Genomic DNA, 17,122 nt, shown 5'->3' with positions numbered 1-17,122 from the left:
TTCGTCTTGAGGTTTTGTCTAACAAGCTCAATTTGAACCACTTTGAGTTGCGAGCGAAGCTTTATCTTTCAGCGCTGACATCATCGTTCCAAGAACTTCAGTCGATGAAGGGTGCGTAACATGAGTTATGTCAACAGAACCTAATGATAAAAGTTGATTTCGTCTCTCCGGTGATGAAATCAATTTAACGTTAATCGTCCTCATATCCTCAAGAATTATCTCAATGGTCTGAATATAAAGAGAAGGAGGGGCAAGCTTTTATGTGCGTTGCCCTGGCCATTGAGTCTTTCCAGTGAGAGGGGCAGACAATGTTCTGGGGTGAAACGCTACTGAGCGAGGGGCATTTACATCTGTTGTCAGCAACGGTAGCAGCTCTGTTTACTTCCTGGATCAGTCACTTCTGGCTCAGTCGTTGGGCAAAATCTGAGAATCAATCAATAAGAGCCTGTCTGGCAATAGCTCTTCGACCGCCTCTGTTAATCTTGCCCTGGTTGTTCTGTCTTTTTTATCTGGTGCATTGGTTCATAGATCATGACGAACTCGAAGGTCATGACTGGCTGACCATCGCAGAAACAGTTACCTCCGTGTTATTTCCTCTCTGGCTTTTATTGAGATTAATCAGGCAATTACCGCATATTGCTGTTATTTCAGGTGCTAAGTCCAAGGATCTTGATTCAGCCAGAACCTTATCTCGTTTTTTTCATGTAGTGCTGATCGTTCTGGCGGTGTTGGTGCTTGCGCAAAAACTGGGTTATTCGCTTTCTGCCTTGCTGACCTTTGGTGGGGTAGGTGGCTTGATCGTAGGCATGGCAGCCCGTGACTGGTTGGCTAACTTCTTTGGTGGTTTGATGCTGATGCTGGATAAGCCCTTCAAGGAAGGCGACTGGGTACGCTCCCCAGACCGGCAAATAGAAGGGCATGTGGAGCATATTGGCTGGCGGTTAACTCAAATAAGAAATTTTGACCGTCGCCCTGTATTTGTTCCGAACTCAGTGTTTACCAGTATTGTGCTGGAAAACCCTTCCAGAATGCGTAACCGTCGGATCATTGAAAACTTTGGCATCTGTTATGAAAATCTGGACAGAATTCCCGCCATTATGAACCACATCATTGCAGGCTTTCTTCAACATCCTGAGCTGGATTGTTCTGAGCCCCATTATGCAAGATTTCTCAAATATGGAGACTCATCACTGGAGTGCCAGGTCAGAGTGCATGTCATTCCCAAGGGAAGAGTCGATTTTGTCAGGGTGCAGGAAAGTGTGATGCTGCTGATCGCATCCGCTGTTGAAAAAGCGGGTGCAGAATTTGCCTATCCGGTGATGAGAGTCCTGCAAGAACCCAATGTTGAGTCTGCAAAGCATCTACACGACAGATGATGGTATGAGTGAATTAACAACCAATGGCAGCAGGCCGATAAAGGCTACATGAATATTCTTATTGTTGAAGATGCCCGTGACCAGCGTTTGATGCTTTCAGTGGTACTGAAAAAGCAAGGGCATACGGTTCTTGAGGCGGAAAATGGCAAAGAAGCTCTTGAGATTTTACAGGAGCATCAGGAAGTCAGAATCATAATCAGTGACTGGATGATGCCTGAGATGGATGGTCTGGAGTTACTGAAGCAGACCAGAAAATCCGATCTTGGGCGTTATATTTATTTTATCCTGCTCACGGGCAATGCTGATCATAAAGCCGTTGTAGAGGGAATGAATCATGGGGCAGACGATTTTCTTGGCAAGCCAGTAAATTTTGATGAACTGGGTGCTCGTCTTAATGCTGGGATTCGAATTATTGAACTAGAGAAGCAACTTGAACAGCAGAATCAACAGCTGGTGCATGCCATTCAAACCGTAGAGAAAGATCTTGAATCAGCCGCCAAGGCTCAGGAAGTTCTGCTGGCTCAACCGGCAACTATCCAGCATGTCTCCTTTGATTGGTTTTTCAAGCCCAGTAAAATTCTGGGTGGTGATATGTTCGGTTACCAGGCTATTGACGGTGAAACGCTCGGATTCTATCAGTTGGATGTCGCCGGCCATGGTATCCCATCAGCACTGTTCTCTTTTACCCTGAACAATATTCTTTCTGAAACATCAGGCAGAGGTTCCATCGTTAAGGAAACGTTTGATCAGGAGCCCTTTTACAAAGTCAGGGCGCCTGAAAAAGTCCTTGCTTCCCTGAATAAACGATTTCAGGTGACACCGGAGTCGATGCTCTATTTCACCATTGCTTATGGGCATATTAATAGTCGTACGGGTGAAGTCGTTCTTTCTCAGGCTGGTCATCCACCACCACTTTGGATTCGTTGTGAAAAGGGATCTGTGGAGCCGGTAGAAGGAGGGGGGGTACCGATTGGTATGATGCCGGATATGGACTACACCTCCTGCACTTTGCAGTTCCAGCCAGGTGATCGTCTGTTTCTGTATTCGGATGGCGTGACTGAGTGTGAAAACGCTGATGGCGAACAGTTTGGAGAGGCCCGTTTACTACAGTGTCTGCAGGACACTCTGAATGATGATTTAAAATCAGTTATTGACCAGGTAGAGAAAAATGTCAGAGACTGGAGTGAGTTAGACCGTTTCGATGACGATGTAACCTACCTGTTACTGGAATGGAAACCCTGATAGCCAGGAGGAAGGCATGGCGTTTGAACACCACGAGGAAGGCCACATTACGGTGGTTCAGATTGATGAGACCCGACTTGATGCTTCAGTTTCAGAAGCGTTCAAGACTTATGTATTTGGTCTGATTGAAGATGGCAAAACCGATATTGTTGTTGATCTTACTGAAGTGCGCTTTATGGACAGTAGTGGTCTGGGAGCACTGGTGGCAGGTCTCAAGAAATTGTCGGGTAATGGCTCATTCAGTCTTGCCTCTGCGCAGCCTGCGGTAAAAGATCTTTTTGATCTTACGTCCATGGATAAATTATTCAAACTCCATGGTTCAGTGGACGAGGCTGTGAAAGGGGGCTGACATGTCACAGGTACTGAAGCTGGAAATAGATAGCCAGCTATCCAATACAACTTTGGTTGCAATGGCGGTCAGAGGCGTTTGTGCCATGACAACACTCTCTCCAGTGGAGATTAACCGGTTAGAGCTTTGTCTGGTAGAAATCGTCAATAATGCCATTGAGCATGCTTATGAAAATGAAGCCGGTCATCCCGTGCAGGTGTGTGTTGATCTCGACAAGACCATGATGAACATCGCTGTCAGTGACTGGGGCCAAAGCATTCCGGATGAAGTCATTCAGGATAGGGATGAATTACCGGTTGATCCCGAGCATCCAGAAACCTGGTTATGCAGTGGCCGTGGCTTGCACATAGTCAACAAGCTGATGGATCAGGTTTCCTATGAAACAGACGAAGGGAAGAACAGTTTTATTATGAAAAAAGAGCTGCGACACTGACAGCTCTTTTTTCATTCATATTCAACTGTCTTTCTGGTTGACGATACCGGGTAGAATGCCCAGCTCAGGACTTTTATCTGGCTCACTCTCCATTTCAGGCAGGAGTGGCTGTTCGGGTCTCTCGTAAGGCGTTAGTTTGAACAGAACGCCAATGACCGGGCTGTCCAGATATTGAACCTGCTTGCTGTTTCGTATTCTGCGGCTTTCCTGCAATTGGAAGTTTCGCGAGATTCTCATAGGTTGCCCGCCCGGTGCAGTCACCAGTTGCAGATCTTTATTCACTAAAGGTTTCTGCTGAGACTCTGAAGACGATTGAAAATCGCCCATGTTTTTCGCCAGACCTTCCCAGGACAGTTCGCTGTACCAGAAATTAACATTGACGTGCAGAAAGCGGCTGGAGCTTACGGTGACAGTACCTTCCAGCATGCTGGGCATTTTACTTTGTGTATTGTAAGAGCGGATTCTGACCGGCTGAGTGCTTTGACCTTTCTTGATGGGTATCAGCCATGCTTTCTGCTCCAGTATCCGGTAGCTGCCATTTCTGGACAAGGTACTGCTTTCTTTCTGCAATAACTGCGATGGGTAGGGCAGTGAGACAAAAGGATCCCGCTCCAGATCAATAGCGGATTTTTTTTCTGACTGATCCAGAAAGTTCGTCAGGTCAGAAGAAGGGTCTTGGTTATTTCCCGAGGCGTTATAGGATTTGAGCTTGATTGTTTTGGCAGGTAATGGGTGGGCACCGATATCAGGCCATTTCTCGCTGCCATTCATGCTCTGTTCGTTCAGGAAAACGATCATATCTGCCTGATACCAACGTATATCACTCTTTTGAGCGGTATCCTTATCAGCAGTATTGGCCATCACGGTGATAGGTGCTGTGCTCAGGAGCAGGGTAGCCAGGACTCTCTGTAGTCTGGTAAAGAGTACTTTTCGCTCAAGGCTGTTTGTATGTGGCTCAAGGCTGTTTGTAGTTAGCTCAAGGCTGTTCATAAAATCCCTGCTCAATTCAGCGCCTCGCTGGTCATCAGTATGATCCACCGCTGCATGCGGTTCTTGAGGTTTCTGAGTGGTGGACTTCGAAAATGTGATCATTCAATTACGTAAACAGTTTTATAAGCTTAAGGCTGTAAAGCAGCCCTCTAGAGGCTGCTTCTGATGCTCAAGTCCGGCTATGCGGCCAGTCGATCCAGTAATTGCTCGAGGAGCTTGAATCGTGCTTCGGCTTTTTCCATGGAGCCACTGTACTTCAACACGCTGCTGCCTTCCAGTCTGTATAGGTGTGGCTCTGACTGAATCAGCTGAATAATCGCTATGGGATCAATCTCTGGCTGACTGTTGAACTCTATCCGGGCACTGCCAGCGCCTGCATCGATTTTAACAATCCCCATGTTTTCTGCTTTTAATCTGAGTCGGGTCTGGCGGAACAGGTTTTTAGTTTGTTCAGGCAGTAATCCAAATCGGTCAATCAGCTCAACCTGAAGGTTTTTCAGATCTTCGTCATTACTGGCCGCTGCAATACGTTTGTACAAGATCAGTCGATTATGGACGTCATGGATATAGTCTTCTGGCAGCAGGGCAGGCAGGCGCAGATTAACATCGCTGCCTTGCTGAAGAGGTTTGTCCAGGTCCGGAGTCTCTCCCTTACGAATGGCTTCAACGGCTTTCTCAAGCATTTCGGTATAGAGTGTGAAACCAACATTTTGTATCTGACCACTTTGATCTTCACCTAGCAACTCACCCGCTCCCCGAATTTCAAGATCATTGGAGGCCAGCATAAAGCCAGCTCCCAGATCTTGTGCCTCGGCAATCGCATCCAGTCTTTTCAGGGCGTCTTTGGTCATTGATTTGGGTGAAGGTGTCAGCAGATAAGCATAAGCCTGGTGGTGTGAACGTCCGACCCGACCTCTTAACTGGTGTAACTGAGCCAAGCCAAACTTGTCCGACCGGTGAATGATAATGGTGTTGGCATTCGGGATATCAATGCCGGTTTCAATAATGGTGGTGCAGATCAGGATGTTATGTCGCTTGTGATAGAAGTCTGACATCACCTGTTCGAGTTCTCGCTCACGCATCTGGCCATGACCGACTGCGATTCGGGCTTCTGGAATCAGTTCCTGCAGGTCAGCTGCTGCTTTGTCAATGCTGGACACTTCGTTGTGCAGGTAATAAACCTGCCCACCTCTTAATAGCTCACGCAGAATCGCTTCTTTGACCAGCAGCTTGTCACTTTGTCGAACAAAGGTTTTAACCGAGAGGCGGCGGGCGGGTGGAGTGGCAATGATGGAAAGATCCCTGATGCCGGACATGGCCATATTGAGTGTCCGTGGAATCGGAGTCGCGGTCAGGGTCAGAATATCGACTTCAGAGCGCATCGATTTCAGCATTTCTTTATGCCTTACGCCAAAACGGTGCTCTTCATCAATGATCAGCAGGCCAAGGTTCTTGAATTTGAAATCACCCTGGATCAGTTTATGGGTACCAATGATGATATCCAGTTTACCCTCAGTGACCTTCTCCTTGAGTCCCTGAATCTGCTTTGTTGACTTAAAGCGTGAAGCTACGTCAATTTCAACGGGCCAGTCAGCGAAGCGGTCACGAAAGCTTTCATAGTGCTGCTGTGCGAGCAGAGTAGTGGGTACGAGGATAGCCACCTGCTTGCCACTTTGAACCGCCAGGAAAGCAGCTCTCATGGCCACTTCTGTTTTACCAAAGCCTACATCGCCACAGACCAGTCTATCCATGGGTTTGCCTTCAGACATGTCTTTGATGACATTGACAATGGCTTGCTGCTGATCCGGGGTTTCTTCAAAAGGAAAGCCAGCACTGAAGGCATGATATTGCTGATCCGGTGCTGAGAAAGCAAAACCTTTTCTGGCTTCGCGCCGGGCATAGATATCCAGCAGTTCGGCTGCCGCATCCCGGGCTTTCTCAGCTGCCTTGCGACGTGCTTTGGTCCACTGTTCGCTGCCGAGCCGGTGTAATGGAGCCAGTTCATCGTCGGTCCCTGTGTAGCGTGCAATCAGGTGGAGTGAAGCGACGGGAATATAAAGTTTGGCTTCGTTAGCGTATTCCAGAGTCAGGAATTCGGTTACCTGGTCATCCACTGAAAGGGTTTGAAGGCCACGATAACGTCCTACACCGTGATCAATATGAACCACTGGAGCGCCTTCCCGAAGCTCGGTCAGGTTCCGAATGGTCTGATCGGTCTCAGCCTCTGTTGTCCCTTTCCGACGTCGTCGCTGCATGACCCTCTGGCCCAACAGTAATGACTCTGGTATCAAAGCGATATTCTGATCACTGAGAAATAATCCGGACTCCAGAGATCCTACGGTAATACCGAGCGTCTCCTTCCGGCTCAGGAAAATGGCCCAGCTGTTAAAGACATTCGGGCGTATATCCGACTGTGCCAGCATTTCCAGAAGTACTTCACGGCGACCCGCACTTTCAGCAACCAGAAGAATTCTGGAGCCTGATTCAATCAGTGCTTCAAGCGGTTGCAGAGGGTGATCGGCTCGGGCGTTCAGCGTCAGCTCGGGTAATGGCTGGTGATCAAGGTTAAAGCTTCCGGAGGTTTCAACCCTCCCGGCTGAGAGCACAATGCGTGGATACTGCTTCAGCGCCCGATTAATCTCTTCTGAAGGCATCAGTACCTGAGCGGGTGGTAATAACGGTCGGTTAGGATCAACCTTCCGGTTTTCATAGCGATCAGTCAGGTCCTGCCAGAATTGCTCAATCGCTTCCTGGACACCCTCGCATTGAATGATGGTGGTTTGTGTCGACAGATGATCAAACAGGGTCGCTGTCTGCTTGAAAAACAGAGGAAGGTAGTACTCAATCCCCGGGCTTGCCATGCCCTCACCAATGTCCTGATAGACAGGGCACTCACGGTGATCAACATCAAAAGTTTCTCTGAACTGGCTGCGAAAACGATCCCTGGAAGCTTTATCCATTGGAAATTCGTGGCCAGGCAGCAGTTCAATATGATCAACCTGATCAATGGAGCGCTGAGTTTCCGGATCGAAGACCCGCAGGGTGTCTATCTCGTTATCAAACAGGTCAATTCGATAAGGGGTGTATGAGCCCATGGGGAAAATGTCCATGAGCGACCCTCTGATCGCAAACTCACCGTGTTCAAACACGGTTTCAACACAGCGGTAACCGGCCTGTTCAAGCTGCTTTCTTTTATGTTCAAGAACAAAGGTTTCGCCCCGTTTCAACACCAGACAGTTGGATTCAAGGTACTCTCTTGGACACAATCGGTGCAGTAAGGTGGAAACAGAGATGATCAGTATTGTTTTTTCACTGCGGGGCAGGCGATACAGGGTTTCCAGTCGCTGAGAGATAATGTCCTGGTGGGGAGAAAAAGCATCGTATGGCAGAATCTCCCAATCCGGGAAGTGCAGGATTTTTGTCGACTTATCATCTTCCAGAAAGAACTTCAGCTCTTCTTTAAGCGCATTGGCCTGAGCTGAATTCGGGGTAATAACCAGCAGTGGACGACGGGTAGACCGTGCGGCACTGGCAATGGCATAAGAACTGGAGGATTGACTCAACTGACCCCAGAAGGTTTTATGCCCCGGAGTCTCTGGAAGCTGAAAAGAGGATGAGTTCAAGTTGGCCTGCGACATGAAAGGTGACTTGTCCTGGATACGCTAGACCGGCCATTGTAGCTGTTCAGGGCGCTATATACCATGAAATAGCGCCTACAACGATCATCCTTCGGTCTGTTTATTTTGAATGTCATATAGTGTTAGTAGGAACAATTATTCTGACTCACTCAATGCCGATTCAATCAGCCAGCCAGACAGGCTCAAGCGCCTCCGTTTACCAACCTGCTGTGTCACAGCAGGAAGGCTCCTGCAATCATCGCAAAGTACAGCACAGACCGTCAGAGCCTAACCGGGTTTCAGGTTTTCAGAATTCTGGGGCGCCTTCGGACACGTCGTTACTGAGCCGAAAGGCAGAACCGGTCAAAGTCAGTCATAAAGGATTTTTATCAGCGGTTTCCAAAGTTGCATCCCCTCTGGTCGAAAAAGGCATGACCTTTTCAAGCCAGCGTCATCTCAAAAAAGTGAAGGGTGAGAATGCGGCTTTGCAAAAAGAATTATCCGGTATCAATAAAAAAACCGCTTCTCTTAAACGTGAGATCCATAAGCTTGAAAAGAAGCTTGAACAGATCAGAACGGATCGCAGAGATATGAGTCCGGCACGGTTGCAGGAATACAGTGAGCTGCAGACAAAAACGGCGATGAAGAAGGAGAAACTGGATACTCTGACACAACGAAAACCTCAGGTGGCTGGTCAATTGGAAGGTATGAAAGAGCAGGTAAAGCTGGCTGAAATGCAGGCCAATCTGCAGGAAGAGCACGCCGGATCAATGCGCTCTGGGATGGCGGCTGGCTCGAAACTGTTGGGTGGTTTAAGAAAGGTTTATCAGGAAACTCGTGAACAGGGCTTTCAAGGTAAAGGTTTCGAGCTGGATCTGGGTAATCTCCGTGTGTCTGAAAATGGTCGTACAGAGCTGTCGGCCAAAGACATGAAAGTAGTCATCAGTGAGTTCAGTCAACATTCCGATGGCAGTCTGACACTGGCTCTGGATGAGTGCACAGCCAGTGATGTAGTCGTCGGAAACCAGTCGCTGGGGCCTGTGAAACTCAGTGGTGCTCGCATAACTGTTGATCCCCCTCTGAGCGACCAGCTGAGTGAATTGATGACCTGCGGATTCCATAAATTGCCCAGCAAAATGCTGGCCCTGTCCAGGGAATATGAAAAACTGGGTGAACAGGCGGACTCCATTAATAAAACGATGGAAACTCTGGGGGTTAAAGAGTTGAGTGTGCAGTCACTGGAGATGGACGGCAAAGTGATCAGTGACAGCAGTCAGGGGGCAGAACAACTGATGGCTTTACTGGAATCATTGGTTCCCGGCTATTTTCCAACTAGTCCCTGAGGCTGAGTGATTGTCGGTCATCTAGGAGCCTGTCGGACTTAAGACTATTTCGGCCTAAATTCCAGAAAGAACGGCCCAATTATTCGATGAATTCGATTAAGTAGGTCAACTATTCTCACGAATCCATCGAATAATTCGACTCGTTCTACTGAAATTTATGCTCGAAAGCATAAGTCCGACAGGCTCCTAGGGTAATCTGGCTTTCCAGCAGTTTTCTATAGTTAATATCAATAGAAACTCGAATATGAATTCCCATGCAGACGGAACCTACAGGAAACTCGAGAGCACTGAGTCCATCAGCCCTTCAAGACGATGTCAGGGCTGAGGCAGGCAGTCATAACTACCGGCAGGTCGCTGAGCAACAGGGGCTGGTCAATAGCCTTTCGCAAACCCCTTCAGAAAATACATTCCAAACCCTTAAACAACGTGGAATTACGCCAAAGCCTTTGTCAGGCGGCGCAGTCAGTACTCTTGCGAGTGTACTGACGCCCATGGCTTTAGCTGGAATGGATGTGTCGACCAGCAAAACTCGTGGTTCTATGAAGAAAGGAATCGAGAACTTAAAAGCCAGGCAGGCACAAGGGGTAAAAAGAATACCGGCTGCCGCCAAAGAACTGAGTCGAATCAACAAAAAGCTGGAGGCATTAAGGGGGTTACTGGACAGAGCTATGAATCCAAAGCAGATCAGGGAGTATCAGACACTGTTGGATTCTGCTGAAGCTCTGCATCGGGAACTTGCCGAGCTAGAGGCAAAAGAGCCCTGGTATGCGGCGCAAAAGGAACTGCTTGGCAATCAGCTGGAACAGTTTAGTCATCAAACAGAGCAGAGCCGGGCTCTGACAAAAGCCGGTGTTCATGCAGGAGCCAAAGTCGTAGGCGGTATGCGCAATGTTTATCAGCCTGATCCTGCGTCAGATTCTCAAGGTAAAGTAAGCATCATGCACCTGGGTGATCTGAAAATGGAAGATCAGGGGCACTACTCGGTCTCTCTGCAGGACATGAGTATTGCTATTGAGCAATTTCAGCGGAATAAAGACGGGTCTGTCACCTTGATCGTTGCTGAATGCAGTGCAAAGTGTACTGCGTTGAATAAAAATGGCGATGTTACCGGTCCGGTCAGATTTAGTGGTGGATTGAAAGTGACCGTCAAAGAGCCACTGGCTGAATTGGTGGACCAACTGATGAAATGCTCTTTGGTGAAGCTTCCTTTCCGTTTAAAAGGAATGACCGCTGACTTTGAGAAAAGAGCTCAAAAAGCCCTGGGTGATCTCAACGGTAAAAAGCCGGATATCCGCGACTTCATTGATTTTGAAATTTCCGCACTGAATATTGACGATGAAGAAGCTGAACAGGTTCACAATATTCTCAGTCGGCAGGGTATCGATATTATTCTCCATCTGCTCACCCCTGTAGTCAGTAGCTATAAGGATATGGCCGATGACAAACTGAAGACCAGTATGAAGGCTGGCAGTTCTACATTGAATCTGGAAATTCAAAGAAGAGAAAAACGAATCAGCAGGCTTGAAGGTCTTGCCAGTCAGATGGAAGCTGACTTGGGCACTTTGTCTGATCAAGATAACAAGTCGATGTTACGTGACAAGTCGATTTTACGTGAAATGCTCAGCAATAAGTTGAGTCAGCTGAAAGATGAAATGAGCAGGGCTCATCAGTCTCTTGTTGAATACAGAGATGCTGGAGATGTTTTCCAAAAACGGATGTTGGTGAATGAAAAGTGGCGCAAGAGCGACCGTAATGAATGGGTCGAAGGTTATACCAACCTCAGTCATGTTTTACTGGCATTACGGGAAGCAGAAAGTAAAGCCACAGAGGCCAGCCCCGTTGTATTGAAATGCCCACTTCAGAGAATACCATTGGGTGCGATGGCGCATCTTGATGTTGTCGGGATGGAAGCGAGTATCACGGGGGTCGATCTGGATGAGTCAGGAGCCTTGACCGTTTCTGTGCCCGAGATGAAAGCCAGGCTGGCTTTTGAAAACGATCTGACCTCGGAAACACGGGATACTCCCGTCACGTTAAAAGGGCTCAAAATAACAATCGAACCTCCGCTGGGGACTTTTATAAGAGATACACTGAAGCTTGATTTTCCTCTGGATGTTCGACGCATTCAAAAGCTCAATGAGTTAATGAGTGAAATCTGGCCGTCTACTGACCACATGACCCATGGTAAGAAGACCCAGGAACTCAAACTGGAAGAGTTACTGCATCTTAATTTTGATGATGTCTCAATGACCCGTGATGGTGAAGAGACGTTCTCTAGTGAAGATTTTGAGACGGATAAAGACGTTCTCAGTGATGCAGCCAGTCAATTACTGGGTGGAAAGGTTGAGTCGGACAGTTATGAGCAGCTTATGGGTAAGCTGTTCAAGCCGGAAAGTCCGGAATTCAAAAAACTGATGCACTTTCTTGCCATGAGTGTCATGGGGGCTAAAGGCGAAGTTCGTACTCCGCATGTGCCAGAGACGCTTAATCTGCCAGAAGAAGATGCTACAGCCTCTCCACTATCACGAAGTGATTCTGGCATAGAAGTTGATCAGGCGAGCGATACCACCAGTGTTCAGGACCTTCCTCTAACGGAGGAACTGATGTCGGAAATATTGGTGCCCGAGATTTCAGTCACTTCGTTGCTTGAAGCTGAAATTACTGCAGAGCCAATGGTAATACCCACTTCTGTATTGGACACTGAACAAGATTCCCTGAACGTTGATGAGCTTTCTTTAGAAGCCGTCAACCCAGCACCGCTCATGGATTCGGTTCCAGAAGATGTAACTGATTTCGAAAAGGATGCCGTCAATGTATCCATCGAAAAACTGGAGACCATAACGGCCGAGGAACTGAGATCGACTGAAGGCATCAAACCCAGCTTTATTCTCGATAAGGACAATAAACCTAAAGCGGTCTTTGAGCTGCAAACCAATCTCGATAACCTGTTAGGAAAAATTTCCTGGTTCTGGAAGCTTCTGATTGGCTCAAGGAGTGTTGATCTCGAAGTCACAACGATCCGGTCAAGAAGAGGGGTTGAGTTGCAAGATCCCGTTGTGCATGTGAAAAAGGCAGGTGTCATACGACGCTACGCGGTGAATAGATTACTTAAAGCTGCTATGAGAAAGCGACGTGTGTCGTTAGTAGTTGATTATAGCGGAGACAAGCGAAGAATTGATCTGATTTTGGATGCATTGAGGCCTGTAGCCATCAAAAGATAACGGTCAGCTAGTTCTAATATATCAACGAGTTACTTTCTTCTGGTTAGGTGAATTATAGAAAGGGTTGTTAAAGTTTGTTGTACTTTGTTGCCAAGTGGCGATGAACTCTGGATAATAGCCCTGAAGCCGAAGGGCATAGAAACCATAGACCTGTGTCGTCTTGGGGTATCTGTGTAGATACTTATTGACGGCAGTCTACCAGAAGTAAACAGCCTTGAGCTAATTGACAGCCTTGAGCTAATTGACAGCCTTGAGCTCATAAAAAAATACAGGATTGGAACCGTGGGAAAAGACCATTTTCAGGACTGGAAAGAACGTGAAGCCTTAGCCGAATCCATGATCCCATTGATCGGTCGCTTGTATCGTGAACATAACGTTGTGACCTCGATTTATGGCCGCTCGATCATCAATCGCTCTGTGATTGATATCCTCAAATCTCACAAGTATGTACGTCAGGTAGAAGGTTCTGCTCTGTGTGTACGTCAAACTTTCCCTATTATTGAACTGCTTAGCAAACTGAACCTGGCGCCAGGCCGTATTGATATTGGCAAGCTGGCTTCCGGTTTTGAAAAATGTGAAAGCGGCCAGTCGCTGGAAGAGTACGTGCGTGATCAAGTGTCTGAGCTGGTGGATGGCAAGAACGGTCACGACCATGAAGATAAGGATGTAGTCCTTTATGGCTTTGGCCGTATTGGTCGACTCATGACTCGTATCCTGATTGAAAGAGCTGGGGGTTCCGGTTTGAACCTGCGAGCCGTTGTGGTGCGCAAGGGACAGGCTGAAAATGATCTGCAAAAGCGTGCCAGCCTGCTGAGACGTGATTCAGTGCATGGTTCCTTCAGTGGTACCATCACCGTGGATGAAGAGAACAACATTATCTACGTCAATGGTGTAGCTATACAGTTCATCTATGCCAGCTCTCCAGACTCCATTGATTACACCGACTATGGCATTAAAGATGCCATCATCGTTGACAACACAGGTGTATGGCGTGATCAGGAAGGCCTGAGTCTGCACCTTCAGTCTAAGGGTGCTTCCAGAGTGCTTCTCACTGCGCCTGGCAAGGGTGACCTGAAGAATGTGGTATTTGGTGTCAACCACAACATCATTAATGATGAAGATCAGATTGTCTCTGCAGCTTCCTGTACGACCAATGCGATCACTCCTGTGTTGAAAGCCATCTGTGACAAGTTTGGTGTTGAGAATGGTCATGTTGAGACAGTTCACTCCTACACCAATGACCAGAACCTGATCGATAACTATCACAAAGGTTCACGTCGTGGCCGAAGTGCTGCACTGAATATGGTTATTACCGAGACGGGAGCTGCCAAAGCGGTTTCAAAAGCTCTGCCTCAATTGAAGGGCAAGTTGACTGGTAATGCTATCCGGGTTCCAACGCCGAATGTATCCATGGCAATTCTGAATCTGAACCTGTCCAAGGACACTACGGTTGAAGAGTTGAACAGCTATCTGCGTGATATGGCTCTGTATTCTGATCTGAAAAAGCAGATTGATTACGTGAACTCTCTTGAAGTGGTTTCCAGTGACTTTGTCGGTAACCGTAACGCCGGTATCGTCGACAGTCAGGCTACCATTGTGGATGGTAACCGTTGTGTACTCTACGTCTGGTACGATAACGAGTTTGGTTATAGCTGTCAGGTCAATCGTATCCTGCAGCATATGACCGGAAACCATCACAGAACTTTACCTCTGCAATAACAGACATACACGAAACTAAAGCCCTCATCTGAGGGCTTTTTTTATGAGACTTTGTGAGTTTCTGAAGTGCAGTAACTGTGCTGAATGTCACCCGCTGCATCCACCGAGTTTAATCGTACATCAAAGCCCCAGAGCAGGTGCAGATGCTTAAGAATCTCCATCGCTGTATCGGGTTGAAGGTTTTGGCCTCTATGCATGCTATGAATCAGGGTCAGAGAGCGATCTCCTCTGACATCCACGTCATAAACCTGGATGTTAGGCTCCTGGTTACCCAGATTGTATTGATCCGAGAGTGATTGCCTGAGTGCTCTGTAACCCCCTTCATCATGAATCGCACTGACTTCCAAAAAAGATTCCTTGTCATTGTCATCAATACAGAACAGTTTCATATGCCTCATCACCCGGGGGGAAAGGTATTGCAGAATAAAGCTTTCATCCTTGAATTGAGCCATGGCGTGATGAAGGGTTTTCAGCCAATTACTGCCCGCCAGATCAGGAAACCAGACCCTGTCTTCGTCGGTAGGTTGTTCGCAGATTCGACGTAGATCCCTGAATATATTGAAGCCCAGTGTATAAGGGTTGATGCCGGAATATCGGGGGTCATCAAAGTCTGGTTGAAACACCACACTGCTATGGGAGTGTAGAAACTCCAGGATATAACCTTCGTTAATGAGGCCTTTACGATAGAGTTCATGCATGAGGGTGTAATGCCAGAAACTGGCCCAGCCTTCGTTCATGACCTGAGTCTGTCGCTGAGGATAAAAATACTGAGCTATTTTCCGGACAATTCGTATCAGCTCCCGCTGCCAGGTTTTCAATAACGGAGCGTTTTTTTCGATAAAGTAGAGCAGGTTTTCTTCCGGTTCAGACGGGAAGCGTTGTCTCGCTTTAGTGCGGTCTTCCTTTCTGGAGGGCACCGTACGCCAAAGGTCGTTGATGTTTCTCTGAATATATTCTTCTCTTTCCCTGGCCTGATTTCTTTCCATTTCAGCTGAAATAGCGGAAGGTCGCATGTAGCGATTTACCCCCTGGTTCATCAGGGCATGACAGGCATCGAGCAGTTCTTCCACGGCATCAACACCGTGTTTTTCTTCACATTGGTTGATGTAGTTTTTGGCAAACAGTAAGTAGTCGACAATAGAGTCAGCGTTGGTCCACTGGCGAAACAGATAGTTGCCCTTAAAGAATGAATTATGACCATAGCAGGCATGAGCGATGACCAGTGCCTGCATTGCCATGGTGTTTTCTTCCATTAAATAGGCGATACAGGGGTTGGAGTTGATCACTATTTCGTAGGCCAGACCCATGCGCCCACGTTGATAGTTTTGTTGGTTGCTCAGAAACTTTTTGCCAAAACTCCAGTGATGGTACATCAGGGGCATACCTACAGAAGCGTAGGCATCGATCATTTGTTCAGAGTTGATCACTTCGATCTGGTTCGGGTAGGTATCCAACTCAAACTGTTCTGCCAGCTGGCCAATGGCCTTGTCGTAAACTTCAAGTAACTCAAAGGTCCATTCGGAACCGGTCGAAAGGTACTGGCGAGTCATGACTATTCCACTTTCTTTTCAAAAAGACGACGGAAGACCGGGTAGATATCGCCCTGATCATGAATCTGCTGCTGGGTAAACTGTTCGCTGAAATTTTTTTCAATATCTTTGTAGGTATGCCAGAGATTTTGATGACGATGAGCGATCTCTACATAAGCAAAATACTGAACCAGCGGCAAAATCTGCTGGGTAATAGCATCATGGCAAGCCTTGTTATCGCTGTCCCAGTTGTCGCCATCAGAAGCCTGGGCGACATAGATATTCCATTTTGCTGGCGAATAACGATCATTAATGATCTGGTGGGCTAGTACCAGGGCAGAAGATACAATGGTGCCTCCCGTTTCCCTGGCATAAAAAAAGTCGTGCTCATTGCACTCCCTGGCTTCCGTATGGTGTCTGATAAACACCACTTCGATGGCTTCGTAGTTTCTTTCCAGAAACAGGTAGAGCAATAAGAAAAAACGTTTGGCAATGTCTTTAATTTCGCGGGACATGGAGCCAGACACATCCATGATGCAGAACATGACGGCTTTGCTTGAAGGTTGTGGCACCTTGACCAGATTATTGAAACGCAGATCAAAATCGTCAATAAACGGTAACCGACGAAGCTTTTTATTCAACGCAGTGATTTGTTGACGAAGCTCATTTTCCTTCTCTTTGTCATGCTGACCCGGTTGCACCTCCAGCTCCCTGAGTTGCCGTTTTAATTCTCTGATGGCTTTGCGCTCTTTACCGGAGAGGGCAATCCTTCGAGCCTGGGCAGCCCTGAGTGAACGAACCACATTGAGTTTGTCAGGCGAACCTGTCGTTGTGAATCCAGCCCGTTTGATAGAGTATTCGGTCGTATCCATCAGGTTTTTCTTGATGAGATTGGGCAGTTCCAGGTCCTCAAAAAGATACTGAAGAAACTCATCCCGGTTGATTTGGAAGATAAAATCATCCTCACCGGAACCCTGGTTACTGGCTTCCCCATCGCCTGACCCCTGACCCTGGCCTCCCTCAGGTCGTTTGAATCGATCACCGGAGTGAAATTCCTTATTGCCAGGGTGAACCCGCTCACGATGCCCATCATCACCGTGATGAAACACCGGCTCAGAAACATCCTTTCTGGGAATGGATATATCAGCACCATGCTCCATATCCGTTATGGAGCGATCGTTGATCTGCTCCTGCACGGATTCTTTGATGGTGTTTCTATACCGCCGCAGGAATCGCTGACGATTAACCGTACTCTTTTTGCCGCTGTTGAGGCGTCGATCAATGATGATACTCATGGCAGCCC

Annotated in this window: 11 protein-coding genes and 1 pseudogene; 8 read left to right on the top strand and 4 right to left on the bottom strand. The window is 47.5% G+C overall.

Features of this window, described 5'->3' with window-relative positions:
- From ACR2PX_RS07180 to ACR2PX_RS07160, 5 genes and pseudogenes are all read left to right on the top strand, one after another.
- Positions 1-119: pseudogene (locus tag ACR2PX_RS07180) on the top strand (IS701 family transposase); the annotation flags it as partial.
- 189 nt (positions 120-308) lie between these two features.
- Positions 309-1,376: a mechanosensitive ion channel family protein gene (locus ACR2PX_RS07175; protein WP_433998672.1), complete on the top strand. Its 1,068-nt coding sequence runs from the start codon at positions 309-311 to the stop codon at positions 1,374-1,376.
- A gap of 48 nt (positions 1,377-1,424) precedes the next feature.
- Positions 1,425-2,618 carry a PP2C family protein-serine/threonine phosphatase gene (locus ACR2PX_RS07170; RefSeq protein WP_433998671.1) on the top strand — a complete coding sequence of 398 codons (1,194 nt, stop codon included), beginning with the start codon at positions 1,425-1,427 and terminating at the stop codon, positions 2,616-2,618.
- A 16-nt stretch (positions 2,619-2,634) separates the two neighbouring features.
- Entirely contained in the window at positions 2,635-2,967 is a 333-nt protein-coding gene (locus ACR2PX_RS07165; protein ID WP_433998670.1) for an STAS domain-containing protein, read from the top strand.
- 1 nt (position 2,968) lies between these two features.
- Positions 2,969-3,400, top strand: a complete 432-nt coding sequence (locus tag ACR2PX_RS07160) for an ATP-binding protein (RefSeq protein ID WP_433998669.1) — start codon at positions 2,969-2,971, stop codon at positions 3,398-3,400.
- A gap of 21 nt (positions 3,401-3,421) precedes the next feature.
- On the opposite strand, the gene ACR2PX_RS07155 is transcribed toward ACR2PX_RS07160, so the two are convergent.
- Both ACR2PX_RS07155 and mfd read right to left on the bottom strand, forming a co-directional pair.
- Positions 3,422-4,492 carry a CsiV family protein gene (locus tag ACR2PX_RS07155; protein WP_433998668.1) on the bottom strand — a complete coding sequence of 357 codons (1,071 nt, stop codon included), beginning with the start codon at positions 4,490-4,492 and terminating at the stop codon, positions 3,422-3,424.
- A gap of 77 nt (positions 4,493-4,569) precedes the next feature.
- Positions 4,570-8,028, bottom strand: a complete 3,459-nt coding sequence (gene mfd / locus ACR2PX_RS07150) for a transcription-repair coupling factor (RefSeq protein ID WP_433998667.1) — start codon at positions 8,026-8,028, stop codon at positions 4,570-4,572.
- A gap of 119 nt (positions 8,029-8,147) precedes the next feature.
- On the opposite strand from mfd, the gene ACR2PX_RS07145 reads away from it, so the two are divergent.
- The 3 genes from ACR2PX_RS07145 (at position 8,148) to ACR2PX_RS07135 (ending at position 14,290) form a co-directional block, all read left to right on the top strand.
- Positions 8,148-9,350 carry a hypothetical protein gene (locus tag ACR2PX_RS07145; protein WP_433998666.1) on the top strand — a complete coding sequence of 401 codons (1,203 nt, stop codon included), beginning with the start codon at positions 8,148-8,150 and terminating at the stop codon, positions 9,348-9,350.
- A 254-nt stretch (positions 9,351-9,604) separates the two neighbouring features.
- A complete protein-coding gene (locus tag ACR2PX_RS07140) occupies positions 9,605-12,571 on the top strand; it encodes a hypothetical protein (protein ID WP_433998665.1) in 2,967 nt (988 codons plus the stop codon).
- Between the two features lie 282 nt (positions 12,572-12,853).
- Entirely contained in the window at positions 12,854-14,290 is a 1,437-nt protein-coding gene (locus tag ACR2PX_RS07135) for a glyceraldehyde-3-phosphate dehydrogenase (protein ID WP_433998664.1), read from the top strand.
- A 41-nt stretch (positions 14,291-14,331) separates the two neighbouring features.
- Here ACR2PX_RS07135 and ACR2PX_RS07130 read toward each other — a convergent pair whose 3' ends face one another.
- Positions 14,332-15,840, bottom strand: coding sequence for a SpoVR family protein (locus tag ACR2PX_RS07130; protein WP_433998663.1), 1,509 nt, complete (start codon positions 15,838-15,840; stop codon positions 14,332-14,334).
- Between the two features lie 2 nt (positions 15,841-15,842).
- Positions 15,843-17,114: a YeaH/YhbH family protein gene (locus ACR2PX_RS07125; RefSeq protein ID WP_433998662.1), complete on the bottom strand. Its 1,272-nt coding sequence runs from the start codon at positions 17,112-17,114 to the stop codon at positions 15,843-15,845.
- Between the last annotated feature and the right edge of the window lie 8 nt (positions 17,115-17,122).

Source organism: Endozoicomonas sp. (assembly GCF_051008435.1).
GTDB lineage: Bacteria > Pseudomonadota > Gammaproteobacteria > Pseudomonadales > Endozoicomonadaceae > Endozoicomonas_A.
Note: the sequence above shows the minus strand (reverse complement) of the source record. Positions and strands in the feature narration are given on the sequence as shown.

Excerpts from the sequence above, each read along its gene's own strand:
- ACR2PX_RS07175 (WP_433998672.1), top strand. The coding sequence starts at position 309 with ATGTTCTGGGGTGAAACGCTACTGAGCGAGGGGCATTTACATCTGTTG.
- ACR2PX_RS07170 (WP_433998671.1), top strand. The coding sequence starts at position 1,425 with ATGAATATTCTTATTGTTGAAGATGCCCGTGACCAGCGTTTGATGCTT.
- ACR2PX_RS07165 (WP_433998670.1), top strand. The coding sequence starts at position 2,635 with ATGGCGTTTGAACACCACGAGGAAGGCCACATTACGGTGGTTCAGATT.
- ACR2PX_RS07160 (WP_433998669.1), top strand. The coding sequence starts at position 2,969 with ATGTCACAGGTACTGAAGCTGGAAATAGATAGCCAGCTATCCAATACA.
- ACR2PX_RS07155 (WP_433998668.1), bottom strand. The coding sequence starts at position 4,492 with ATGATCACATTTTCGAAGTCCACCACTCAGAAACCTCAAGAACCGCAT.
- mfd (WP_433998667.1), bottom strand. The coding sequence starts at position 8,028 with ATGTCGCAGGCCAACTTGAACTCATCCTCTTTTCAGCTTCCAGAGACT.
- ACR2PX_RS07140 (WP_433998665.1), top strand. The coding sequence starts at position 9,605 with ATGCAGACGGAACCTACAGGAAACTCGAGAGCACTGAGTCCATCAGCC.
- ACR2PX_RS07130 (WP_433998663.1), bottom strand. The coding sequence starts at position 15,840 with ATGACTCGCCAGTACCTTTCGACCGGTTCCGAATGGACCTTTGAGTTA.
- ACR2PX_RS07125 (WP_433998662.1), bottom strand. The coding sequence starts at position 17,114 with ATGAGTATCATCATTGATCGACGCCTCAACAGCGGCAAAAAGAGTACG.